The organism is Bradyrhizobium nivariense (assembly GCF_029846695.2).
GTDB lineage: Bacteria > Pseudomonadota > Alphaproteobacteria > Rhizobiales > Xanthobacteraceae > Bradyrhizobium.
This window is the reverse complement of the sequence record NZ_JARWCR020000023.1, coordinates 1-21,682: the sequence shown is the minus strand read 5'-3', so window position 1 is coordinate 21,682 and position 21,682 is coordinate 1. Positions and strand designations below refer to the sequence as shown.

Annotated in this window: 23 protein-coding genes and 1 pseudogene; 14 read left to right on the top strand and 10 right to left on the bottom strand. The window is 61.6% G+C overall.

Going from position 1 to position 21,682, the window contains the following annotated elements; translation table 11 throughout:
* Positions 1 to 56: 56 nt before the first annotated feature.
* On the bottom strand, positions 57 to 1,394 hold the full coding sequence (locus tag QCM77_RS20225) for a S41 family peptidase (RefSeq protein WP_279663889.1): 1,338 nt from the start codon (positions 1,392 to 1,394) through the stop codon (positions 57 to 59).
* 296 nt (positions 1,395 to 1,690) lie between these two features.
* On the opposite strand from QCM77_RS20225, the gene QCM77_RS20220 reads away from it, so the two are divergent.
* The 7 genes from QCM77_RS20220 to QCM77_RS20190 all read left to right on the top strand — a co-directional run bounded on the left by QCM77_RS20220 (position 1,691) and on the right by QCM77_RS20190 (position 8,335).
* Complete coding sequence (locus tag QCM77_RS20220) at positions 1,691 to 2,824, top strand: alpha-hydroxy acid oxidase (RefSeq protein ID WP_279684633.1); 1,134 nt, start codon at positions 1,691 to 1,693, stop codon at positions 2,822 to 2,824.
* An 8-nt stretch (positions 2,825 to 2,832) separates the two neighbouring features.
* On the top strand, positions 2,833 to 3,465 hold the full coding sequence (locus QCM77_RS20215; protein WP_279663892.1) for an HAD family hydrolase: 633 nt from the start codon (positions 2,833 to 2,835) through the stop codon (positions 3,463 to 3,465).
* 81 nt (positions 3,466 to 3,546) lie between these two features.
* Entirely contained in the window at positions 3,547 to 3,825 is a 279-nt protein-coding gene (locus QCM77_RS20210) for a hypothetical protein (RefSeq protein ID WP_279663894.1), read from the top strand.
* Between the two features lie 227 nt (positions 3,826 to 4,052).
* Positions 4,053 to 5,264 (top strand): molybdopterin molybdotransferase MoeA, encoded by a 1,212-nt coding sequence (locus tag QCM77_RS20205; protein ID WP_279684632.1) that lies wholly within the window; start codon positions 4,053 to 4,055, stop codon positions 5,262 to 5,264.
* A 176-nt stretch (positions 5,265 to 5,440) separates the two neighbouring features.
* Positions 5,441 to 6,142, top strand: a complete 702-nt coding sequence (gene lexA, locus QCM77_RS20200; RefSeq protein WP_279663897.1) for a transcriptional repressor LexA — start codon at positions 5,441 to 5,443, stop codon at positions 6,140 to 6,142.
* A gap of 591 nt (positions 6,143 to 6,733) precedes the next feature.
* The gene (locus tag QCM77_RS20195; protein WP_279663898.1) at positions 6,734 to 7,168 is read left to right on the top strand and encodes a hypothetical protein; all 435 of its coding nucleotides are present in this window, start codon (positions 6,734 to 6,736) and stop codon (positions 7,166 to 7,168) included.
* 225 nt (positions 7,169 to 7,393) lie between these two features.
* Positions 7,394 to 8,335, top strand: coding sequence for a GAF domain-containing protein (locus QCM77_RS20190; RefSeq protein ID WP_279663899.1), 942 nt, complete (start codon positions 7,394 to 7,396; stop codon positions 8,333 to 8,335).
* Between the two features lie 98 nt (positions 8,336 to 8,433).
* Here the strand turns inward: QCM77_RS20190 and QCM77_RS20185 are convergent.
* The 4 genes and pseudogenes from QCM77_RS20185 to QCM77_RS20170 form a co-directional block, all read right to left on the bottom strand.
* A pseudogene (locus QCM77_RS20185) lies at positions 8,434 to 9,504 on the bottom strand (ComEC/Rec2 family competence protein); the annotation flags it as partial.
* Positions 9,505 to 9,542: 38 nt separating this feature from the next.
* Positions 9,543 to 10,676: a tyrosine-type recombinase/integrase gene (locus tag QCM77_RS20180; protein ID WP_279684630.1), complete on the bottom strand. Its 1,134-nt coding sequence runs from the start codon at positions 10,674 to 10,676 to the stop codon at positions 9,543 to 9,545.
* Positions 10,562 to 10,873, bottom strand: coding sequence for a helix-turn-helix domain-containing protein (locus QCM77_RS20175; RefSeq protein ID WP_462804342.1), 312 nt, complete (start codon positions 10,871 to 10,873; stop codon positions 10,562 to 10,564). Before QCM77_RS20175 ends, QCM77_RS20180 begins: the two co-directional genes overlap by 115 nt.
* Positions 10,873 to 11,031, bottom strand: a complete 159-nt coding sequence (locus QCM77_RS20170; RefSeq protein WP_279684629.1) for an Arc family DNA-binding protein — start codon at positions 11,029 to 11,031, stop codon at positions 10,873 to 10,875. The genes QCM77_RS20175 and QCM77_RS20170 overlap by 1 nt, the downstream gene beginning before the upstream one ends.
* Before the next feature lie 249 nt (positions 11,032 to 11,280).
* Here QCM77_RS20170 and QCM77_RS20165 point away from each other — a divergent pair, with 249 nt between their 5' ends.
* The 7 genes from QCM77_RS20165 (at position 11,281) to QCM77_RS20135 (ending at position 16,718) form a co-directional block, all read left to right on the top strand.
* Positions 11,281 to 11,496: a hypothetical protein gene (locus tag QCM77_RS20165; protein WP_279684628.1), complete on the top strand. Its 216-nt coding sequence runs from the start codon at positions 11,281 to 11,283 to the stop codon at positions 11,494 to 11,496.
* Between the two features lie 1,401 nt (positions 11,497 to 12,897).
* On the top strand, positions 12,898 to 13,203 hold the full coding sequence (locus tag QCM77_RS20160) for a hypothetical protein (RefSeq protein WP_279684627.1): 306 nt from the start codon (positions 12,898 to 12,900) through the stop codon (positions 13,201 to 13,203).
* Between the two features lie 419 nt (positions 13,204 to 13,622).
* Positions 13,623 to 13,817, top strand: a complete 195-nt coding sequence (locus QCM77_RS20155; protein WP_279684626.1) for a hypothetical protein — start codon at positions 13,623 to 13,625, stop codon at positions 13,815 to 13,817.
* A 24-nt stretch (positions 13,818 to 13,841) separates the two neighbouring features.
* A complete protein-coding gene (locus QCM77_RS20150; RefSeq protein WP_279684625.1) occupies positions 13,842 to 14,024 on the top strand; it encodes a hypothetical protein in 183 nt (60 codons plus the stop codon).
* A gap of 663 nt (positions 14,025 to 14,687) precedes the next feature.
* Positions 14,688 to 15,272, top strand: a complete 585-nt coding sequence (locus QCM77_RS20145; RefSeq protein WP_462804341.1) for an ATP-dependent DNA ligase — start codon at positions 14,688 to 14,690, stop codon at positions 15,270 to 15,272.
* Between the two features lie 469 nt (positions 15,273 to 15,741).
* Positions 15,742 to 15,918 carry a hypothetical protein gene (locus tag QCM77_RS20140; RefSeq protein ID WP_279684623.1) on the top strand — a complete coding sequence of 59 codons (177 nt, stop codon included), beginning with the start codon at positions 15,742 to 15,744 and terminating at the stop codon, positions 15,916 to 15,918.
* Between the two features lie 131 nt (positions 15,919 to 16,049).
* Positions 16,050 to 16,718 carry a hypothetical protein gene (locus tag QCM77_RS20135; protein WP_279684622.1) on the top strand — a complete coding sequence of 223 codons (669 nt, stop codon included), beginning with the start codon at positions 16,050 to 16,052 and terminating at the stop codon, positions 16,716 to 16,718.
* 87 nt (positions 16,719 to 16,805) lie between these two features.
* Here QCM77_RS20135 and QCM77_RS20130 read toward each other — a convergent pair whose 3' ends face one another.
* The 5 genes from QCM77_RS20130 to QCM77_RS20110 all read right to left on the bottom strand — a co-directional run bounded on the left by QCM77_RS20130 (position 16,806) and on the right by QCM77_RS20110 (position 21,284).
* Positions 16,806 to 16,979 (bottom strand): hypothetical protein, encoded by a 174-nt coding sequence (locus QCM77_RS20130; RefSeq protein WP_279684621.1) that lies wholly within the window; start codon positions 16,977 to 16,979, stop codon positions 16,806 to 16,808.
* Between the two features lie 201 nt (positions 16,980 to 17,180).
* The gene (locus tag QCM77_RS20125) at positions 17,181 to 18,719 is read right to left on the bottom strand and encodes a DUF4055 domain-containing protein (protein WP_279684620.1); all 1,539 of its coding nucleotides are present in this window, start codon (positions 18,717 to 18,719) and stop codon (positions 17,181 to 17,183) included.
* Positions 18,719 to 19,564: a hypothetical protein gene (locus tag QCM77_RS20120; RefSeq protein WP_279684619.1), complete on the bottom strand. Its 846-nt coding sequence runs from the start codon at positions 19,562 to 19,564 to the stop codon at positions 18,719 to 18,721. The genes QCM77_RS20125 and QCM77_RS20120 overlap by 1 nt, the downstream gene beginning before the upstream one ends.
* Positions 19,565 to 19,674: 110 nt before the next feature.
* Entirely contained in the window at positions 19,675 to 21,093 is a 1,419-nt protein-coding gene (locus QCM77_RS20115; RefSeq protein ID WP_279684618.1) for a terminase large subunit domain-containing protein, read from the bottom strand.
* The gene (locus QCM77_RS20110; protein WP_279684616.1) at positions 21,090 to 21,284 is read right to left on the bottom strand and encodes a hypothetical protein; all 195 of its coding nucleotides are present in this window, start codon (positions 21,282 to 21,284) and stop codon (positions 21,090 to 21,092) included. The genes QCM77_RS20115 and QCM77_RS20110 overlap by 4 nt, the downstream gene beginning before the upstream one ends.
* Between the last annotated feature and the right edge of the window lie 398 nt (positions 21,285 to 21,682).

Sequence of the window (21,682 nt, the reverse complement as noted above, 5' to 3'; positions counted from 1 at the left end):
ATCGCCCGGGAGCGGTCAACCACTCCCGGGCGATCGATGTCTGGAACTGGCGAGGCTTAGTTCGGCACCGCGGCCTTCGGCGCAGGCTTGGCCGCGACAGCGTTCGCGGTTTGGCCGTGCAGGAAGTCATACGCCGTATGCAGGGCCTTATCGTCCTTCTCTTCCGGCGGGACATAGGACTGCGATCCGGTCTGCTCCGTGCCATCGGCCGCCTGCAGATGGCCGCGCATCTGGGACTCCGCCATGGTGTCCATCCGGCCCTTCAGCTCGGGCGGCACGTCCTGGAGGATCTCGATGTCGGGCGCGATGCCCTGGGCCTGGATCGAGCGGCCCGACGGCGTGTAGTAGCGCGCCGTGGTCAGCGCCAGTGCGCCGTTGCCGGTGCCGAGCGGAATGATGGTCTGTACCGAGCCCTTGCCGAACGAACGCGTGCCGATGATGGTCGCGCGCTTGTGATCGTGCAATGCGCCGGCCACGATCTCGGAGGCCGAAGCCGAGCCGCCGTTGACGAGAACCACGAGCGGTTTGCCCTTGGTGAGGTCGCCGCCATGCGCGGTGAAGCGCTGGGTCTCCTCGGCATTGCGGCCGCGGGTCGAGACGACCTCGCCGCGCTGCAGGAATGCGCTCGACACCGACACGGCCTGGTCGAGCAGGCCGCCCGGATTATTGCGCAGGTCCATCACGTACCCGACCAGCTTCTCGGGCGGGACATCCCTGGAGATCGATGCGATCGCCTTCTTCAGGCCATCGGTGGTCTGCTCGTTGAACGAGGTGACGCGGATATAGCCGATATCGCCGTTCTCGACGTGGAAGCGCACGGGGCGCACATGGATGATCTCGCGCTTGATCGCGACGTCGAGCGGGGCGTCGGCCCCCTTGCGCACGATCGTGAGCTTGGTCTGGGTGTCGACCGGCCCCTTCATCTTGTTGACGGCCTGCTCGAGCGTCATGCCCTGGACGGCATCGCCATCGATCTTGCTGATGAGGTCGCCCGACATGATTCCGGCCTTGGACGCCGGCGTGTCGTCGATCGGCGAGACGACCTTGACGAGGCCCTCCTCCATCGTGACCTCGATGCCGAGCCCGCCGAACTCGCCGGAGGTGGTCTCCTGCATCTCGGTCCAGGCTTTGTCGTTCATATAGCGCGAGTGCGGATCGAGCGAGGTCACCATGCCGGTGATCGCGCCTTCCATCAGCTTGGCATTGTCAGGCTTCTCGACATAGCTCGCCTTCACCCGCTCGAACACTTCGCCGAACAAGTTGAGCTGGGAATAGGCGTCATCCGCGCTCGCTGCCGCCCGTGCTGCCCATACGCCGCCGTGCGGACTGGCTACCAGAAGGGTCAGACACGCTCCGGTGAGCGCGCCCAGGGGGAACAGCAGGGTTTTCCGCATGGAGAGGCTGGCCTTTTTGCTCTGGGGCTTCGGAGGCGCCAAGCAAATGGCGATCCAGCCCGCTGTTCACAATACCATTCTGGTTTCTTCAAGGCCGGGACGCCACGCCGGCGGGTAGACCGTAAAAATCCCTTCGCCCGGGCCTAAACTTTTGGCAACGTTCCGAAATCGTTTCGTGCAAGCCGGGAATCGGTCCGCCAGCCCACGCCTCGCAGCTATGCGATTTTAGGATGGTTTTGGAGGGCCGGACACGATAGGCGATGACAATAAGACTTCAAATTCTCGGGAGGACAACAATGAATGACGCGCCCCGCATCCAGCCGGAGAGGAACGTCGAACTCGGCGCCAGCGCCGAGCCGTTCCAGAACCTGCACGAATTCATCCGCAAGGCGCGCGCCAATCTCAACCAGAACGCCTGGGACTACATCGTCGGCGCCGCCGAGACCGAGACCACGATGCGTCGCAACCGCATGGCGCTGGACGAGATCGCCTTCCGCCCGCGCGTGCTGCGCGATGTCAGCAAGGTCGCCGGCTCGGTCGAGCAATTCGGCCGCAAGATGCGCCTGCCGGTGGTGCTCGCCCCCGTCGGCGCGCTCGAGATCTTCGATCCGGATGGTGCGGCGAGCGTGGCACGCGCCTGCGGGACTTTCGGTGCGGCGCACATGCTGAGTTCGGTGTCCGAGCCCGGCCTCGAGAAGACCGCCGAGGTGGCACCCGACGCGCTGCGCCTCTACCAGCTCTATGTGCGCGGCGACGATGCCTTCGTCGCTGACGTTGTCAGCCGGGCCGAGAAGAACGCCTATGCCGCCTTTTGCCTGACCGTCGATACCGCTCATTACAGCCGTCGCGAACGCGACATCGCCAAGCGTTACGTTCGCGAGAGCCGCCTGCGAGCCACCGGCGGCGATTTCCAGAAAGGCCTGGAGTGGCGGACGGTGAAGATGATCAAGGACAAGTTCAAGATCCCGCTGATCCTCAAGGGCATCGCGACGCCAGAGGACGCGCTGATCGCGATCGATCACGGCGTCGAGTGGATCTACGTCTCCAACCATGGCGGTCGTCAGCTCGATCACGGCCGCGGCGCCATGCATGTGCTGCCCGAGATCGTCGATGCCGTGAACGGCCGCGCCAAGATCATGGTCGATGGCGGCTTCGGCCGCGGCACCGACATCGTCAAGGCGATCGCGGCGGGCGCCGACCTCGTCGGCATCGGCCGGCTGCAATGCTGGGCGCTGGCGGCGGCCGGCGAAGCCGGCGTGGCGCGCATGCTGGAGCTGCTCGAGGACGAAGTGCTGCGCTGCCTCGGCCTCTTGGGTGCGACCTCGTTCGCCGAGGTCGACAAATCCTGCCTGCATGCAGCGACCGCAACCAACGCGCCGAGCGTGTTCAGCGCGTTTCCGCTGTTCGACCACGAGCCATATCGATACTGAGTGAAAGGATGCAGGTGACATCGCTCTCTCCCGGCAGCGCGGATGCGCTTCTGTTCGATCTCGGCCGCGTGGTGCTCGACATCGATTTCTCCAAGGCGATCGCCTGCTGGGCGGGACATGCCGGCTGCAAGCCCGAATCCATCGTCGCGCGCTATGTGGGGGACAGCGAAGCCTATCGGCTGCATGAGGTGGGCAAGATCAGCGACGAGGACTATTTCGCCTCATTGCGAGCCTCGCTCGGAATCGGCATTTCGGACGCGCAGTTCCTGGAAGGCTGGAACGCGATCTTCGCCGGCGAAATGCCTGACATCGCCGAGCTGTTGCCGCGGGCGGCGAAGCAGATGCCGCTCTACGCCTTCTCCAACACCAACCGGCCGCACGTGGACTATTTCTCGCAGGAATATGCCGATCTCCTCGGCCATTTCCGCGAGCTGTATTTGTCGTCCAGCATCGGCCTGCGCAAGCCGGATGCCGAGGCCTTCGACCACGTCATCGCTGCGATCGGCGTACCCGCCGGGCGTATCGTGTTCTTCGACGATCTTGCTGAAAACATCGAGGGAGCGCGGGCGCGCGGCTTGACGGCGGTCCATGTGACCTCGCCGCGTGACGTCGGGAACGCATTGAAGGCATTGGGTATCTGACGACAATCCGCCGTCGCGAAACCCAGGAGGCACGGCCCCGTCGGAACTAATTTTGACGAAGCTGAGGAACCCGATCACTTTGTGCATTTTTATACCGAGTTCCGGGAACGGAATACCGGGTTCCGGACTCTAGAGTCCGTCGGGATCTCTACGGACGGACGCATCATCGTGTTGGGCAAAACCTACCTCACCAAGCAGGCATCTCTTCTTCTTGAATTCGCCAGGACAACTTCAGACTCGGACCTTTCGGCCAAGCTTGTGCGCAAGGCCGCCGACCTGAAATCCCAGGCCGATCCGCTCCCCGACAAGGATCAGGGGCCGAAAGCGCCCGACGTAAGTCCCGGGCAGATAGAGAGCTGATCGATGCTGGCCGTGGCGCTCGTCATTCTCGTTTTTGCCATGGCCACTCTTCTGCCGATCTGCCTCGTTCTCTGGACCATGCCTCGCCGGGCTTGATCATGCCTTCCAGAACAATGTGAAGCAGCGGGATGAATTGCGCCCGCTCAGCTGTTTTTGCCTCTGCGCCCGCGCTCGGCTAGAAGACTTGCGGAACATTCGCCCGAACGTGCCGAGCAGGAGTTTTCGCCGTGGCCTTGATGCCGGTTTCTGACGCGCTTGCCGCGGTGCTGGCGAGTGCAGAGCCGCTGCCCGAAGAGATGGTTTCCCTCGACGAAGCCTACCATCGCGTGCTCGCGCGCGACGTCGCAGCGCGGCGTACGCAGCCGCCGCAGGCGATGTCGGCGATGGACGGCTACGCCGTGCGCGCAGCTGACGCCGCGACGATCGATTCGAAGCTCACCGTCATCGGCGAGGTCGCAGCGGGTCGGCCGTTCGCGGGAACGGTCGGCGCCGGCGAGGCCGTGCGGATCTTCACCGGCGGCGTCGTTCCCGACGGCGCCAACGCCGTCGTGATCCAGGAGGACACGGTCGCTGATGGCAAGCGCATCACGATCAAGGAAGCCGCGATCGCAGGACGGCACATCCGGCCCGCCGGCGTCGATTTCCGCGAGGGCGACGTGCTCCTGCGCACGGGAATCCGCCTCACCGAGCGTGACCTCGCGCTCGCCGCCGGGATGAATCATCCGCATCTTCCCGTTTGCCGGCGTCCGAAGGTCGCGATTCTCGCCACCGGCGACGAGCTGGTGATGCCGGGCGCCACGCCTGGTCACGGCCAGATCGTCTATTCCAACGGCTACGCCCTGCATGCGCTCGCCCGCAGCGAGGGCGCCCAGACCATCGACCTCGGTATTGCCGCCGACACACTGGAGGCCACCACCGCCGGCATCCGCCGCGCCCGCGAGAGCGACGCCGACATCCTGATCACGACCGGCGGCGCATCGGTCGGCGACCACGATCTGGTCCAGCAGGCGCTGAGGGACGAAGGTATCGCGATGGCGTTCTGGAAGATCGCGATGCGGCCGGGCAAGCCGATGATGCATGGACGGCTCGGCGCAATGGGCGTGATCGGCCTGCCGGGCAATCCCGTGTCGTCCTATGTGTGCGCCTTCCTGTTCATGGTGCCGCTGATTCGCGCCCTGTCGGGCCGTTCGGTGATTCACCATCGCCGTGAGCGCGCCGCGCTCGGCCGCGACGTCGGCGCCAACGACCAGCGCGAGGACTATCTGCGCGCGCGCCTGGAGGAGCGCGACGACGGCACGCGCATCGCCCTTCCCGTCAGTCATCAGGACTCTTCGCTGCTTGCGAATCTCGCTGCGGCACAGGTACTTCTCGTGCGCGCACCGTTCGCGCCGAAGGCTGAAGCCGGCACGCCCTGCGAGGTGTTGCGGCTCCCCGTCTGAGTGCCTCGAGAATGCGGGTTCCGCGAACTTCGCTCTGTTCACGGTAAATTAAGCAGTTGCGGAACACATATCGAACATATAGTGTCCGTTCATGATTTGTTTCGAGCGTGTAGCGGCTTATTGCTGAATTCAGCGTCTCGGAATCGAACGGCATCAATCGGGGGACTTTGGTCGAGATGTTAACGCGCAAACAATACGAGCTTCTGCGGTTCATCAATGAACGTCTGAAGGAAAGCGGCGTGCCCCCTTCCTTCGACGAGATGAAGGATGCGCTCGACCTGCGCTCGAAGTCGGGTATCCATCGCCTGATCACGGCGCTCGAGGAGCGCGGCTTCATCCGGCGCCTGCCCAACCGCGCCCGTGCGATTGAAGTCATCAAGCTGCCCGAGCTCCAGGCAGCCGCCGGCAGCCGCCGCGGCTTCACGCCGAGCGTCATCGAGGGCAATCTCGGCAAGGTGCGCGCGAGCTCCAGCCTGTCTGCGGACGAGGGCGAGCGTCCCGTTGCGGTGCCGGTGATGGGCCGCATCGCGGCCGGCACGCCGATCGAGGCGTTGCAGACCCGCAGCCACACTATCAGCGTACCGCCCGACATGCTCGGCTCGGGCGAGCACTACGCGCTCGAAGTGCGCGGCGATTCCATGGTCGAGGCCGGCATCCTCGACGGCGACATGGCGCTGATCCAGCGCAACGAGAGCGCCGATACCGGCGACATCGTGGTGGCGCTGATCGACGACGAGGAAGCGACCCTCAAGCGCTTCCGCCGCCGCGGCGCCTCGATCGCGCTCGAGCCCGCCAACGCGGCCTATGAGGTACGTATCCTGCCGCCGAACCGGGTGAAGATTCAGGGCAAGCTGATCGGGCTGTACCGGAAGTACTGATACCGGGAGTCCTTGATACCGGGAGTCCTTGGCGCCGCGCGCGCTTCCGATCGGCAGCCCGATCAGAGATTGGAGCGGATCATTGTCCGCTCGGGCTGGATAGTCTTTCTGGTTCCGCACAGATTATCCGGGCCCACCTCCGGCGCTAGATCCTCGATACGCCGCACGAAGCACCCAGGGGCTTCGCGGCCTTCAGGTTCGAGGAGAAGTCATGCGCAAAATCATTCTGAGCACAGTTGCGGCGGCGCTGATCGCAGCATCAGCGTCGCCAGCATTTGCCGCACAATCGCGTCACCATGTCCGCAAGGAAACAGCGGTCAGCGATCAAGTCCGCAACGCGCGGAATGCGATCGCGCAACCGTCGCAGCCAGGCTGGCAATATTCGGGCTGGTCGGCGTCCGCAGGGCGTTGACACGCGCCTCCCGAATGCATCGCAGCAGCCTTTGTTCCTAAAAGATAATGTGATCGCGGCTTGCGGAAACCAGCCGCAGATTTGCCCACAACCAAGTAGAGTTTTGCGTGTTTCCACTCTGATAGAGGCCTGCGCCTCGATAAGAGACGCGGGCGCTATCCCAGCCTGAGGAGCACCCGATGTGTGACTACAGCCTGCATGCCGTCGCGTCGCGTCCCGCCGAAGTCGGCGAGACGATCGTCACGACAAGCTTCCGCGGCACCTCGACGCGTGGTTTTGCGTCCGCAGCCGATCCGACCGTGGCCGTCTGCCTGCTGCCGGGAACGGAGCTCGCCTTCACCGACAACGTCCGCTACGACAATCGCTGGATCTGGACGCGTACCATCAATTCCCGCGTCGGCAAGTTCGGCAAGATCGATCCGCACATTCCCGACCGCCATCATGATGCGATTGAATTCCCCGACGGCAAATACGTGCTGGTGACTCAGCTCGTCGAGGGCCAGCAGGCAACCGTGCTGCAACTGCCGGTGACCCAGCCGGTCACTGATCGCGAGCACAAGCCGGAGATCATCGCCGACAGGCAGCCGACGGTCACCCGCCTGCCGATCGGCTGACACAGCCGCCCTCCGGCCGAGAGGTTGGAGGCCAGGATTGAATTGCCATCGCCGGCCGTGGCCGGCGAGATGGTGCGGTCGCGTCCAGCGAAATCCGATCGGATTGATCAAGCCGCTGCGCCTCTGCGCAGCACGAAGTTTGAGCCGCCCTGCCTGAATTATGAACGTCCGCTTCGCAGCCAAATGACCGATGCTGTCAAGGGCTTGAGACGGCGGACACGCTCGATGAAAACCTTCCTTCGCGTCGTTGAACTCTGGGTACCCGACCGGACGCGCATGCGGCTGGAATTTGGTGGCGGCCTCTACGGCGAAGGGCTGTCCGCGTTCAAGGCCGTCAGCGAAGAGTTGCACTTCGGATATGACGAGGGACTTCCGGGCAAGGCCTGGGCCTCGGGCCACCCCGAAATCCTCACCAGATTCGCCAATTCCTATTTCAAACGGACCGATCAGGCGCTCGTAGCCGGCCTCACCTGCGGCGTCGCGGTACCGGTGTTTGCAGGCGAATTCCTCCAGGCCGTCATCGTGCTGTTCTGCGGCGACGGCAAAGCGCATGTCGGCGCGATCGAGCTCTGGCACAACGACCCTGATGTCTCCCACGAGATGGGGCTCGTCGACGGCTATTACGGCACCGCCGATATGTTCGAGTTCAACTCTCGCCACACCAAATTTCCTCGCGGCTTTGGCCTGCCTGGACGCACCTGGAAGGCGGGCCTGCCGCTGATCATCAAGGACCTGCACGACGCCAGGAGCTTCCTGCGCTGGGAGGACGCGGCCAAGGTCGGGATCAATCTCGGCGTGGGCGTGCCCTATCGGACCGGCACGGACCAGACCTGGGTCCTGACATTCCTCTCGGCGCAGGCCACGCCGATTGCGCGACGCTTCGAGATCTGGGTCCCGAACCAGATCCGCTCGGCGCTGGTGTTTCGCGCCGGCGATTGCAGTGCGCAGACCGACCTTGCCGCGCTCTATGCGACGAAATCCATCGCCAGGGGCGAAGGCAGCATCGGCGGGGCCTGGGCCACCGGCATGCCCGCGCTCAACGATGAGCTCGCGCATGACGGCTCGGTCGCCGGCCTTGAGGCCCGCGCATCCGGACTGAGCCGGATGGTGGCCCTGCCGGTCATCGGCAATTCCGGGCTCGACGCCGTGCTGGCCTGGTATCTCTAGAGAGCGAAGTGGATACCGGTTCGCGTGAAGAAAACGCGTCAGAATCCAGAGCTTCGGTTCTGATTCAATCGGAGCCGAAGATGCTCTGGCCGATCCGCTCAATCCTCGGCCTGCAAGTCGGTCTCCGCCGGCGTTGCGTCCCGGGTGCGGGGCGCGGCCGTCTTCGGCGCAAGACTGCCATCGAAATCACCTGCGCCGGCGCCGGCCGGCAACCAGGGGCGGCTCGTGCCTCTCGCCCTCACCGCCTGAACCGCAAAACCGTCACCACGCTGCGTCAGCGCCAGCGCGCTCTGGCTGGCGAGCCGCTGCCGATCGACCACCATCGCGGCGCAATCGGGCGGCGCGGGACGTGCCGTCACCACCAGCGCGGCCCGGCTGCAATCGTCCGCCAGTGCGTCGATGCGCAGTGCCAGCGCGACCAGCCTGCCGTCGGCGAGCGGCGTCACGCAGCCGGCTTCGTCGCAAGACACGCCGTCGGCCAGCGAGGCGCTGCCGGCATCGCGCGGATCGGCGTCGGCAGCTAACCACTCTTTGAGCAAAAAGCCGTCCTTGCTCGCCCTGATCAGATGCAGATGTCCGTCCCTGCCCCGGACCGCGACACTCTGACCATCCCCGGCAATCAGAATGTCGGGCTGCCGCACCGACAGCCCCCAGAGGATCGCAGCCAGCAGCACCAGGGCGCCGGACCAGCGTAACGGCGTGCGCAACAGGCCCAGCACGATGATCCCCAGGCTCGCCGCGATCAGAGGTGCAATGCCGAAAGCCGGGATATGGCCGACCGCGCCCGGCAATGCGGCGACCCAGCGCGACACCGCAACCATCCAGTCGACGCCGATCCCCATCAGCCACCAGAACACGCTGTCGAGCCCGAAGGGAGCCGCAAGCAGCCCTAACAGCCCCGCCGGCATTACCAGCGCCGAGACCACCGGCATCGCGCCGAGATTGGCGAGCACGCCGAACGGCGTGACGCGGTGGAAGTGGAAGGCGGCATAGGGCGTGGTCGCAAGTCCCGCGATCAGCGAAGCCATGAACAGCATCGCGATCTCGCGGCCGCCCCACATTGCAATGCGCGCGGTCGCCGAATGATCCGGCGACGCGAACAGGTTCGGCATGCCGATCTGCACCAGTGCGACGAGCCCGAGCGTCGCAGCGAACGACATCTGAAAGCTTGTTTTTTGGTTCAGATATCTTTCGCATTTTCAAAACCTTAGCTTACCTTTCGTGCTTTATTCCGGGACTTTTTCCGGGACTCTGCGAGTTGCTGAACAGCCGCTGCGACGTCTTCGTCCAGCACGTGCGCGTATCGCAGTGTGCTCTTGATGTCGCGGTGGTTCAGCGCTTTCTGAACCAACTTCAGATTGCCGCTGTCGCGCAGCAGCTTGGTGCCGAAGTCATGTCGGAAGTCATGGAACCGGAAGTCAGCCAAACCAGCGCTAGCGCGGATTCGCTGCCAGGCCGTCTTGGCCCCGGTGTACGTCAGCGGGTAGCGCTGGCCACGCAGGCGGCCCAGACGCTTGTTGGCGCAGACGGCAACGTAGGTGAACACGAACTCGGCGTGCTGGCCCCGCAGCGGAAACAGGATCTCGCGGACATGCGGGGTGATCGGAAACAACACGCGCCGGCCGCCCTTGCCGAGCCGCACAATCTGGCGTGCGCCGAAATCCACTTCAGTCCAGCGCAAGGTAACGCACTCATTCAGTCGCATGCCGCTGCCTCTCGCAAAGTCGAAGAAGGGGCCATAGTCGTCGCGCATCGCGGCATCGATGGCGTCGGCCTCCTCGCTTTTCAGCTCGCGCACCCGCTCCTCGGGCTCGGGCAGGATCAGTTCATCCCATTTCGGCTCGCCCTCGAACACCGCGCCCTCAGCCTTGGCGAAGGCGAACAGCCGCTGCAGGACCTTCGTGGTTGAGCGGTTCACGGTGGCATTGGAGATGAGCGGCAATGCCGCCTCTTGTTCTTTTGTCCGCTTGCCGCGCCTGGAAACCCGATGCCCGCGGCGCCAAGCCACAAGCTTCTTGGCCTCATTGTGGTTGATGTCAGTGAGCGACTTCGCCTTACCGAAATAGTCGATCAGCCGCGCAAGGTTGGTCTCGGCAGCCTTCGGCTCGGCGTCATACTGTGCGCTATCGTTCCAGAGCCGATCAGCGACGTCATCAATAGCGAGCGATGCGCGAGAGCGCTTCATCGCCTTCACCAGAGACTTGGCCTTCTCTAGCTCAGCGGCTTCTAGCTTCTCCGCGTCTCTTCGAGACGTGCACTTCGTCGAGCCGTGAAACCGACGACCGTCGTACTGGAAGTCGAATTGGTAGTACGGCGAGCGTTTGTCCCGATAGACGGACATGATGCCTCTCTCCTTCGTCGCCGCTCCAGAAACTCCTGGATGTCTTCTTCCGTGTACCGGCGGCGCGGGCGCTTCTTGCCGCGCCCGACGTTGATATATGCAATTTCCCCATCGTGAGTGAACGCACCGAGTTGATCCTCGGTGATGCCCAACCTCAAGGCCGTTTCTTTGGGAGTGAGCGGCGCAACCCGTGACATCAGTCAGCAACCTGTTCCGCTTCCATCTGCCGACGCAGAGCGAGGATGATTTCACTGTTTTGGCTGCGCAGATTTTCGGATGCCCTGCGTTCGAGCCAGGATTTGGTCTCGCGCGGGAGTCGGATTACCATTTCAGCCCGGTCAGCGGCCTTCATCATTGGCGTACAAACTCCCAGTTTGGGTGGTAATCGTCTGTCGAGAGGTCGCGAACACTCGCGCTGAAATCAATTTACCACCAGATGATACTAGTTCCAGATTTGTTCACCCTTTCGCGCGCGGGTATCCCCGCTTATCTAGATGCAGATTTTTAAGCCATTGTATTTGCTAGGAAAATATTGGCACTCGCAAAGACAACCTCCGTTGACAAATCGGCAAGAGAGAGCAGGCAACCGATGGCCACTAGTGAAATGACCGAAGCCGAAGAGGCGGAGGTGATGCAGCTGACCAAGGATCTCATGAACTACTTGAGCGTCCGGAACGTGCCGCTGGGTATCGCCAGCGCGGCGCTCATCCAACTGCTTTTGGAAATTCAGAGGAGGCGTGGAGAGCACGGCACTCTGGATGAGGCCGCGCGCGAGCTCATCCAGCTTTTCCAGCGCGCTGTCTCGAAGCAAAACAACTGAGCCCGCCGGCATGAACCGGCGGGCCTTCGAGGTAATTCCCATCTTTTCCCCGAGGGGACACAGGGTCCTCGTGATGACTTTGGGGACCATCAAGCAGCCGGTGGCCATGCGCTGAATATCCGCGAGAAGGGACCGGATGATCAGATCGGTCCGTCAAGGGCGGCTCCCTCCGTCGAGGTGCCGACGGAGCTTCCTGATGATCTCCCGCAGATCGTTCGCGTACTCCTCGATGAGGCGTCGAGCCTCCTCTACGCGCGACGGCTTCGAAGGCCGCCCGTTCTCCTTCGGGGCAGGTTGTTCGGGCCTCTTCATGCCGCGAAGGTCGGCGCGGAATCGAGGGGGTTCTATTTTGAGCTAGATCAAGGAGTGTTCTTCTGGCGGAACATTCGCGTTCGCGACATGTTCGGTAGCAGAACGAAACCAGAGCGGGCTGCCAGCGAGGGCCGCCCGTAAATTTCCCGGAGCCAAAGAAAAAACCCGCCGACCTAGTGAGCCGGCGGGAGTTGACTGAGATTGTAGACCGGCGGGCACCGGTCGCTTCAGGCCCCCGTAGCATGAAAGCCCGCCAGCGTGAACATGCGGCACAGGAAGAGGCCGCCGCAGGTGTTGGATCTTGGAAAAGCCAAGCGTCCCCAGTGTTGGAAAAATCGGCAGTCAGCGCTGTTCGCTTCCGCACATGGCGATGGTTTCCGGACAGGAACTTGCCGAGTTTTCCCGATTGGATTCACATGGGCAAATGCGTAGCTTGATCGTTCCTAATTACTTAGCCCAAAGGCTGGGCAATTCCGGGAGTGCCATCCGTTGAATGAGAGTGCGCCTTCACAGTCCAGATTTTTAGTACGGGAGGGAAGCGTGGGTTGGATGATCTATGATCGAGAACGCAAGGGGCCAGCTCTGATTGGGACCGGCGGTTGGGCGGCCAACCTTACGAGGGAGGAAGCCGAACGCCTGAAGCTGGTGCTAACTGCTGAGGCCTAGCAGGCGAGGCCCGCCAGCGTGAACAGGCGCCTTGTCCACACCCACGACGCACAGTAGCTCGCGCGCACTCCTAGCTACTAGGAATCGATAATTTGCGAGCTACTTACGAAGTCGCTTTGATCACGGCATGCGCGCTCGCCGTCGATATACAAAATGGGCCGGTCATTATCCGCCCCGCAGCCCTGCTGAATGGCTGGCTGACGGCCATGTGACCTGCAGCATCCAGTGCCTAGCCGGCCGTTGCGATCGCAAGGTCGACGTGCGGCTCGACGCGCTCCCGAAGGATCAGCCGTGGTCGCGCGTCGGCTTGCGCCTGGTCTGTTCAGCATGCGGCGCCGCAGGATCTGTGCATATCGTCCCGAACTGGCATGACAGCCGCGGGCAAGTCAGGCCAAGCATGAGGTCGAGGTTTTGATTCCAGCAATGAAACCCGTCACCGAACGCCCTTTTGCCGATCCGGAAGTCGCCGCCCGCAAGCTCGTTCAGCTGGCTTCGAACATCGAGGCAGTCCAGGACGGCCGAATCCATATCGAGAAGATCAATTACCCCTTCCTCTACACGCTCAAGGGAAGCGGCACCGAGTTCGGCGCCGGCATCAAGTATGCAGTCGAGCGCGGCTGGCTCGACCTGCACGAGAGCGGTACCTACGTGCGGCTACTGACACCCGGCCGATCTGCTGGCGCTCCGTTAGGAACCGAGGCCAGATTATCCAGTTTGCTGTCTCGCTAGCTCGTCCGAGCCGGCGGAGCGGCTCCGGCCTACCCCAAAGGTCCCCCTGAAGCCGGGGCCGTCTCTCTGCTGGCGCCTACACAGTTGGGACCACCCATGAAAATACCGAGAGGCAAGTTCATCGGCGAGCGCACCGACAAGCCTCCGGGAGATGAAGCAGAGCATTTCATCAAGTGCCCCACCTGCGGCGGATGGATCGATATGCGCGACCTCGGATCGGTTTTCGACCATGAGGGGCCGTTGCCCCATCCCGGCCAGGATCAGGCACAATAGACACTGGCAGGGCCCCGCCAGCGTGAACCGGCGGACCTTGTTGACAATCAAACGGCTAGGCACGAAACTTGCGTTCATAGAGGCGTTGAACGCCAATCATTGCTTTTCTATTCTCTATAGATTTCTTTTATCCATTTGGAGGCACCGTGACCGACGAGGAAATCGCCCGTCTGCGCGCCCATGACAGCAACATCAGTCGATATCGGCGGCTGCTTAAAACCAATCTCTCAGACCTTGAGCGCCGATTTTTGGAACAGCGCCTAAACGAGGAAAGATCGGCCGTCGAGAGCTTGGCTCCTCCTCCCGCCCCACGGACTCAGTTTGACGCCGGGGCGTTTTGACTATGCTCGAGCTCGGACTTACAAATGGCAGTGTTGGAATTACCGCACTGGCTGATGATCACAGGGGCCCTGCTGGTGGTCGCCGGCTTTATTGGTGCCCTAGTCAGCGGAAGGAAGGCCGACAGAGTTGATCCATCTCCCGACGAGCCGATCGATCCGCCGACTTTACCAAGTCTCCGCGATCCCACGCCGAAGACCAATGCCTAGGTGAAGAAGCCCGCCAGCGTGAACTGGCGGCCTGTCACATCCCCGTGGCATAATCATTGCAGAGTTGAACACGGACTGGGATTTCAGTGCCCAGTCTGAGACAAGAGTGCTGCCGGGGGGACTGGCATTTCGAGTCTCGGCAGCGCTCTTCCTTAAACCTTGAGCCGGATGGTCCAAGCCACAAGCTGTATCAGGCGCATTCTACATGTGACTGAAAACCTCAGGTGATCGGAGCATCGAACGATCCCCGCCGCCGTTTCTTAATGGGTTTTATCCCGCCTGTGCTTTCGACCAGCGCGGTCTCTTGATGACCACATCTTGCGCAGCGAAACTCAATTTGGGGCGACAGGCTTGGCCAGGTCGGGCGGATGAAGTTGGCGGGCATCGGCCAAGCATGACAGTTCGGGCAATCACGTAGGACATGATCTGGAGAGAGCACACTCATCTCCAACAGCTGGAACACCGCCGGTGATTGCCTAACGATGCATTTTTCGGATCGTTCCGATAAAAAACGGCTCCTGCGTCGGGGAGGCGCAGGAGCCGGGGGTCGATTACTCCGGTTTGCAGGGGGGCTTGAAGCCGGAGCACAGTGAAAACGGGATGCATTACCGTTTGTTCCCGACTCCCAAAATGCTCTGACGCGCCTATCTTTCGCCCATGCGTATGGCGTACGAGCTCTGCCTGGCGACTGCCGGCAAGCAGGTCCCATCCGGACCAGACTGGATCCACGAGGTAAAGCACGACGGTTACCGGATGCTCGTCATCCGGGAGAACGAGCGCGTGCGGCTGCTTTCCCGCAATGGCACCGATTGGACCAAGCGCTATCCCTGGATTGCCGAGGCGGCGCTAAAGAACCGGCAGAAGCACTTCGCCATCGACGGAGAGGCCGTGATCCTCGGCATTGACGGCGTTTCCGATTTCAACGCGCTGCACTCCCGCAAGCACGACCAGGAGGTGCAGCTTTATGCGTTCGACGTGCTGGCGCTGGGCGGGGACGATCTTCGCGACATGCCACTGCACCTGCGAAAGACAAACCTACAGAGACTGCTGGCGCGCCGGCCTGATGGAATCACGGTGGCGCCGTTCGAGCGGGGCGAGATCGGCCCTGATCTGTACCGTGCTGCCTGCCGCATGGGCCTGGAGGGGCTGGTCTCGAAACACCGCGATCGGCCCTACCGGGGCGGCCGGCAGAAATTTTGGGTGAAGGTGAAGAACCGTACCCATGCTGCGATGGAGCGCGAGCTATGAAAGAGGGAAAGCCGAAGGGCTGGGAGCTGCAATTATTTCACTCGCTGCCCGATCTGCGGCGAGATGATTGTGTTTCTACACCCCACCCGAATCATGCACTTTAGTGCGTCGAGTTTAAGGACTGCTTGAGCGAGGCTTCACATGGGAAGGCCTGCTGTAGTTCGGACGATCACAGTCACAATCGACGGTGTTGCGCATCACGGGACATTTTTCGTCCAGAACGCCATCGTGTACGTGCAATCTGCGTTCGGAAGCAAGGCAACCCACGTTGGCGGGTCGCCGCCCGAATTGACGGCCAAGCTGCTGCTCTCAGAAATCATTCGCGCCCGCGCTGAGGCAATACACTAAGCGCAGAATTGCGCTGTGGAACGCCGCGCCTGAGTCGCAGCGGGAGAGTGGCGAGGAAGCTATTGCCTTTGGGCGCCCGTTCCGGTTGAGTGGCGCGTCAATAGGCAGGAGGGCAGATCAAATGGCCGACAGAATCGATGTCGATGTTACCGGCAAGTCAAAGTACGAAGTAGCTCATGAAATGGCGCGATTCATTCTCATCAACATGGAAAATCGCGAAGTCAAAAGTATAAAGCGACAAGAGTTTTTGCATTTGATCGCTGATTGCGTTGATGCCCTGCACACCGTCAAGGTCTGACCTAAAACAAGCGAGGCTGGCACCCCTGCAGGGTCCAGCCTCCTCTTGTCCGCAAGGGATATACACCAATTGATGTGCAGTGATCTTTTCTCGCGGCACGTGCCTTTGTGGTTAGGACTGAATCGTTAAGAATGCAATACCCCTTCTCGCCGCTGCCGCATATTTTGAGCGCGATCGAGGCTGCCATGTCTGCGGCCAGACTGGCGCGCTTTCACTCACTGCCGTCAACCGACAGGAATCTCGCGCTGCGAATGTACGTATGGAACGCGCGACTGTGCGAAGAGTTCTACATCCCGTTGCAATTTACCGAAGTGGCTCTCCGGAACGGAATTCATCAACGGTTAACGCAAGCATTTGGGCCGAATTGGTACATAAATCCAAAATTTACCTCGATCATCCCCAATCGGCACAAAGAAGACCTAACTAACGTCGTCGCGTCTGAAAGAGCTAAGCGCGGCGTGGGCTTCACGGTTGATCACGTTGTCGCGGGCCTCCCCTTCGGCTTTTGGCAGAACCTTATGGGGAAGGGTGTTGCCCACGTCCTCTGGAAGTACAATGTCAGCGCTGTATTCCCAAAAGCTCCGATCGGAACGAGGCGAGAGACAGCGTTCGATAAGCTGGAGCAATTGCGGAAATTCCGCAACAGCGTGATGCATCACTATGCGATCTTCGACAAGAACCCGATGACCGAATACAACAACATCCGCACTATACTTGATTGGATGTGTCCGCACACCCTTTGGCTTATGGGCGAATTATCCAATCCTGCGGCGGTTGTGGCACGACGGCCCCAAGTTTAAGTAGCAATCACGCCACCCCAACCTTCGGATACACGATCGGCCGGTTGAAGCCGCCCAGGTCGTCGCCCCGGATCATTCCCACGCGCGTCAGCCCTTTTCCCTGTCCTGCTCAATCTGCCAGTTCAGCGCCTTCACCCTCAACTGCACTTCCGCGCGGGCTGACCGCTCCAGCTGCTTGATGATGTCACGCTTCTCGGGCGGGAGATCAGGACGCATCTCCATCACAGTCAGATTGCGGACTTCCTGCTGTGCGTCCTTCAACTTCCCGCGTAGAGCTCGTCCACGCTCGGCATCGGCTGGCCCCTCCGGCCAGCATCCTACTCGTTTCCGCGATCATCTCCACCCGCCGCTCTCGGCTCAGCGCCGGGCACCGCTCGGCATTCCAGAGCTGTCCTTGGCATCGTCGAGCGGCTGAGAATTGACCGCAAAGCCAAGCGAGGCGACTGTTTCGTCAGACATCTACTACTCCGCCGCCTGTGAATACGGGATTATCTCGCCCGATACCGGGTCCATTGGTTGCTCTGACACGAGCCCTAGCTGCTCCTCGGCGAGCCGCTGTTCTTCGTCCTCTTCCCTGAAATCCGGACCGAGGATGCCGCGCCGCTTCAATTCAAAGCGCTCGGTCTTCGCTGAGATGACGTTACGCTTCTGCGCATCGCCGATGATCTTGGCCTCGTCGGTGCTACCAGTAAGTGCGGCAAAGTCCGTGCTGACGTTCGCCGTTGCCGTGTCTGCGATGCCGAGCCATTTTGCGGTGAAGGCTAATCCCTCATCCAGGCCGTTCTTGAGATTACCGGCCCACGCCTCGATTGCGCTGTGAGCGCGTGAGTTATCGACGCCTGAAGCTGTCGCAGTGACGCCAGCCTTCGGAATGGTCGGCTGCATTGCGAGCTTGGAGAAAACATCGTAGACGCGTTCCGGACCCTTGGCGATCTGCTCGACAAGCGCGGCATCAGGGCCGAGAATTTCCCACTTTGCGGTACCGGTCGCGTCTGTTGGCGGCGCAAACAACACGGTATCAGGACCGAGTTCAAGCTCGTCTGTGCTTTTGGCAACGCCTTGGCCCGCCAACATCGGCCAACCCGACATATTCTCGATTTCATTCTGGCGAGCCAGCGCGCGATAGTACTCAAGTGCGACGTGGCAGAGTTCATAGGACCAGGGTTTGCACGCAATCGCGCCCTTCTTTTTCCCGGTGAAGACACGGACCAGCGGCACCTCGGTCATTTCTGAAATCTGGCCACCGTCAACTTGTGCGAAATTCTTCTCGCCCTGCTTCTGCCAGATCGTCCACCACACGCCGCCGCCGTCTTTGATCTCCACCACCTTGACCTGGGGAATGCATGATTCGGCGAAGCCATCCGCGACGTGCGGGAATTCCCACCAGCGCGCGTGCGTTACGACTTCGCGGCCCCTAATGAATTGGGTTCGGACATCGATCAAATTGCGAACGGGGATCTGCACCCAGTACGGCCGGGCACCTTCCGCTTTTTCGTCTGCGAGGGTTTTGACCTTGCCATCCTTCCGAGCAACGCCGCGTGTGTGGTCCACAAAGAACAACGCGACGCCATGACTGACCGCGGCGTCAAACACGTTGCGCGCAAACACGTTGAGACTGTTGCCCTGCCCGTCAACGTCCTCCGCAAACGTTTTCATTTGCGCGGGGGCGGTATCGCTCAGCGTCACTGGCGACGTAAACGGCCGCGACGTGATGCCTTCGAGCGCATCCGGAACGATCGGGCGCCAAGGCGCGTCATGAAGCCGGCGCTTATATTTCTTGTCCGATTCCTTCTCGAACCTCGGCAGAAAGCGTTCACGCCCGCGCTTGATGGCGTCATGGCCCTCAAGCACGTCATCGATCAGGCACCATTTGTGCTCCATGCAAGTGACGTCCTCGGACTTGGTGTCCGGGCCGGCGGTGTCGCCGGTCGCACGAGCGCCAGTCGTTGCAATCGTGACGTAACGCGGCCCTTGGCCAAATAGATCCTGAAGCCACCCCATTACGCGGCAACCTTCACGATCTCATCAGCTGAGGCGTCACGCCACTGCCTCGCTGCAAAATCGTAGATCCGGCAAATCTCTTTGGTCTCGCCGCCGATTTGGCGCTCCTCAACTCGGAATGGCAGTTCGCCGTCCCCAGCTTCGCCGACCTTGGCCACACTCTCGAACACGTCCTTGGAAACGCCAATGATTTCCCGCATCTCTTCCCGCGCCAGATTCGTGAGGCGATCAACGACCCCGACCACCTCCTCCAGATCGGCCAGCTCGGCCAGCGCTTCGCCGTGTTCTACCTGCAACTGGTCGTCAAGGATCGTCTTCTGATGGTGCGCGCTCAGGCCGATCAGCTCCGGTATGCTCGCATGCGCGATGGCGCCGACAACGACGGGATTATGCCTGTTGCCGTCAATAAACTTCGCGCGCTGGTCTGCCGTCATGCTGCGCATCGCCGCGCGGATTTCCTCATGATCGCGGCGCTGCTCGTCAGTCGGCTTTGCCAGCGTCAGCCCTGACCGCTTGTCCGCGATTTCAGCCTTAATCTTCTCCGCGGTAGCCCGTGCGCGCCGCAAGGCCGGAATGTTGTCCGTCATCGCGTGTTCGGCGACATGCTCGGAGGTGCCGAGAGCCGTGAACCGATTTGACTTCTCGGTCTCTTGGCGCTTGGTCCTCAGCGAATTGACGGCATCGAGAGCCCCAACGTATGCGGTGCGCAGCTTCGCTACCGACGATCCAGTAGGGCCGTCGAAGACGAATTTCGATACCCGCTTCGCCGACGAATATGGCCCGTTTCCAAGGTGCGTCGGGCCGGTCCATCGCGACGGGTCGGGAGAAAGAAACCGGTTTGCCATTGGTTTTATCCTAACTATCGGGGTGTGCGTCGGGGGTCGGTGGTCGGGCCGAAAGCCGCGCCCGATGATGTTGGCGGTGATTTGCGGCAACCAGTCTTCAACATCCATTTTCAGCCCCAGCTGTAACGACCGACCAGTCCGGTCGGGACGCGGTTATATTCGGCGGCATAGTGCAGCGTCATCGCCGCCACGTTAGCGACGTCATCGTGGGACATCGGCGCATGATCGATTGAATCTCTGCCACCCCTCGCCGTGCGGCGCTCGAGGTTGGCGAGCTGGTTCGTCAGCACGGGGTTGTCGAGAAGGTCGACTTTCTGACTGTTCACGCGCGGCAGGAATGCGCGGTACACGTCATTCTTGGTCATGTCCGCGACACGATAGTTGATCCCGCGCTTTTCGAACTGCTCGCGTGGCCAGAGCCCCGCGTATCGATCGCCACGGCAGGACGTGACACCGTAGCTCTTCATCGTTTCCGCGAACTCCTCGACCACGGACTCAGGGGAGAACGGCGGCTTTCGTTCCCGGAGACAATCAAGCACTGCGATGCCGGTTAGTTTCTCGAAATGCGCAATGCCGAGTGTCATGGAGTCACTGGAGCCGCCCGAAGGGTCGACCGCTGCGACATATTGGAAGCCATCCACCCTCGGCCGCTCGATGCATTCAGGTGTCACCACGGCTTCGATAGCCTCGCGGGACAGGAAGGCTTGAACGTCGGTTCTGAACTCAGCACCATATTCCGCCGAAGCGCTCGCCGGGTCGCGCTCGATGGCGCGATCAATCACGCTTTGCGAAATCGTCGGGTTCATGGACCGCGTTGGAGCTCGCCAGACGAGCACCGAGGGATCATCCTTGCCGAAGTAGGTCTTGAACGCTTCCCACATCGCCCCGCGCTTTGCGTACGGAGAAGACGCGCAGAGCAGGATGCTGCCGGGAATCGAGGACATGCCAGGCCTGATGGCATCAAGGATCTCGTGGTCAGGCTCCGCCGCGGTATCGTTCGGCCAAAAGGCGATCTCGTCTGCCAGCACCGCGACGAAGGCATAGCCGCGAGACGTTTTGAAAGATGCCGTTCCGACCTCAATCGTGATGCTGTTATCAAGGTCGATGCCGTCAGCCCTTGGCTGACCTTCGATCATGTCCGCGAGCAACGGCGTACCTTGGATAATGCCGCGGACGTACCGCATGATGACGCGGGCCTGCCGGCGATCGGCTGCAATCACCATCACCGTGCCGCGCTCGCCGGGACCAAGGAATTCGTTGTAGGACTTGAAGGTGGCCAGGAAGACCGCGATCAGCGCCAGCACGAACGATTTGCCGGCGCGCCGACCGCAGACCAGCCAGGCCTCAGTGAACGGCTCAGAGGGCTGATATTGCCGACCAGTATGGGCGCGATAGACGGCCTCCTGCTCCGGTGTCATCGGAAGCCCGAACAGGGCAGCAATGAATGCGAACCATGCCGACCAGGTATCGGGATTGCGGAACCATCGGCCAAATAGGTTGGGATCTTCGCAGGCTTGCAGCAGATTCAACGCGCCACCGCCTGGATGTAGTTGCGCAGGTCGGACGTACTTCCGGCCTCGACCTTGCGCGCCGATGCCTTGGACGTCATGTTGTCCAGAAGACGTCGGATTTCGCTGGAAAGTCTGATCGCCTCGTCACCATCGACGAGCTGTCCGAGAACCTGAGCGCTCTGCAGGGCCTCCGCGCGAAGCGTGAGCATTGCGGCCTGCCGGACCTGAGCTTTCTCAGCCTCACTCAAATGATCGATGCCGCCAGCCTCTTCGGCGAACTGCTTGCAGAGGTCGCGAAACCGCCTTGCCTGAGGCAGTCGATTGTCAACGCCAGGCAGGCACCACGGCCGATTTGAGATCACAGATCGATTGGTGATCGAACCCGGCGCCCGCTTGTGGGGCACTGGCTGTGACGTGCTTGTGAAGGCGGTGCGAACATCGTGCATTCACTAGAAATGACACGTGTTCGCGCGCGCGCAAAGAGCCGGTCCCGATTGTCTGAACAAAAATTCCGCGTCGATAAGTGGAGACTCTGCCGGTGTTAGGCCGCCGCGCGGAGCGGAGGAAGATCGAAGTAGGCTTGATCCGGGGTGCGGTCGTCAAGGCT

Excerpts from the sequence above, each read along its gene's own strand:
- QCM77_RS20225 (WP_279663889.1), bottom strand. The coding sequence starts at position 1,394 with ATGCGGAAAACCCTGCTGTTCCCCCTGGGCGCGCTCACCGGAGCGTGT.
- QCM77_RS20135 (WP_279684622.1), top strand. The coding sequence starts at position 16,050 with ATGCAATACCCCTTCTCGCCGCTGCCGCATATTTTGAGCGCGATCGAG.
- QCM77_RS20125 (WP_279684620.1), bottom strand. The coding sequence starts at position 18,719 with ATGGGGTGGCTTCAGGATCTATTTGGCCAAGGGCCGCGTTACGTCACG.
- QCM77_RS20140 (WP_279684623.1), top strand. The coding sequence starts at position 15,742 with ATGGCCGACAGAATCGATGTCGATGTTACCGGCAAGTCAAAGTACGAA.
- lexA (WP_279663897.1), top strand. The coding sequence starts at position 5,441 with ATGTTAACGCGCAAACAATACGAGCTTCTGCGGTTCATCAATGAACGT.
- QCM77_RS20150 (WP_279684625.1), top strand. The coding sequence starts at position 13,842 with ATGGCAGTGTTGGAATTACCGCACTGGCTGATGATCACAGGGGCCCTG.
- QCM77_RS20165 (WP_279684628.1), top strand. The coding sequence starts at position 11,281 with ATGACCGAAGCCGAAGAGGCGGAGGTGATGCAGCTGACCAAGGATCTC.
- QCM77_RS20120 (WP_279684619.1), bottom strand. The coding sequence starts at position 19,564 with ATGGCAAACCGGTTTCTTTCTCCCGACCCGTCGCGATGGACCGGCCCG.
- QCM77_RS20190 (WP_279663899.1), top strand. The coding sequence starts at position 7,394 with ATGAAAACCTTCCTTCGCGTCGTTGAACTCTGGGTACCCGACCGGACG.
- QCM77_RS20215 (WP_279663892.1), top strand. The coding sequence starts at position 2,833 with ATGCAGGTGACATCGCTCTCTCCCGGCAGCGCGGATGCGCTTCTGTTC.
- QCM77_RS20195 (WP_279663898.1), top strand. The coding sequence starts at position 6,734 with ATGTGTGACTACAGCCTGCATGCCGTCGCGTCGCGTCCCGCCGAAGTC.
- QCM77_RS20220 (WP_279684633.1), top strand. The coding sequence starts at position 1,691 with ATGAATGACGCGCCCCGCATCCAGCCGGAGAGGAACGTCGAACTCGGC.
- QCM77_RS20160 (WP_279684627.1), top strand. The coding sequence starts at position 12,898 with ATGAAACCCGTCACCGAACGCCCTTTTGCCGATCCGGAAGTCGCCGCC.
- QCM77_RS20110 (WP_279684616.1), bottom strand. The coding sequence starts at position 21,284 with ATGCTCACGCTTCGCGCGGAGGCCCTGCAGAGCGCTCAGGTTCTCGGA.
- QCM77_RS20145 (WP_462804341.1), top strand. The coding sequence starts at position 14,688 with ATGGCGTACGAGCTCTGCCTGGCGACTGCCGGCAAGCAGGTCCCATCC.
- QCM77_RS20170 (WP_279684629.1), bottom strand. The coding sequence starts at position 11,031 with ATGATGAAGGCCGCTGACCGGGCTGAAATGGTAATCCGACTCCCGCGC.
- QCM77_RS20180 (WP_279684630.1), bottom strand. The coding sequence starts at position 10,676 with ATGTCCGTCTATCGGGACAAACGCTCGCCGTACTACCAATTCGACTTC.
- QCM77_RS20175 (WP_462804342.1), bottom strand. The coding sequence starts at position 10,873 with ATGTCACGGGTTGCGCCGCTCACTCCCAAAGAAACGGCCTTGAGGTTG.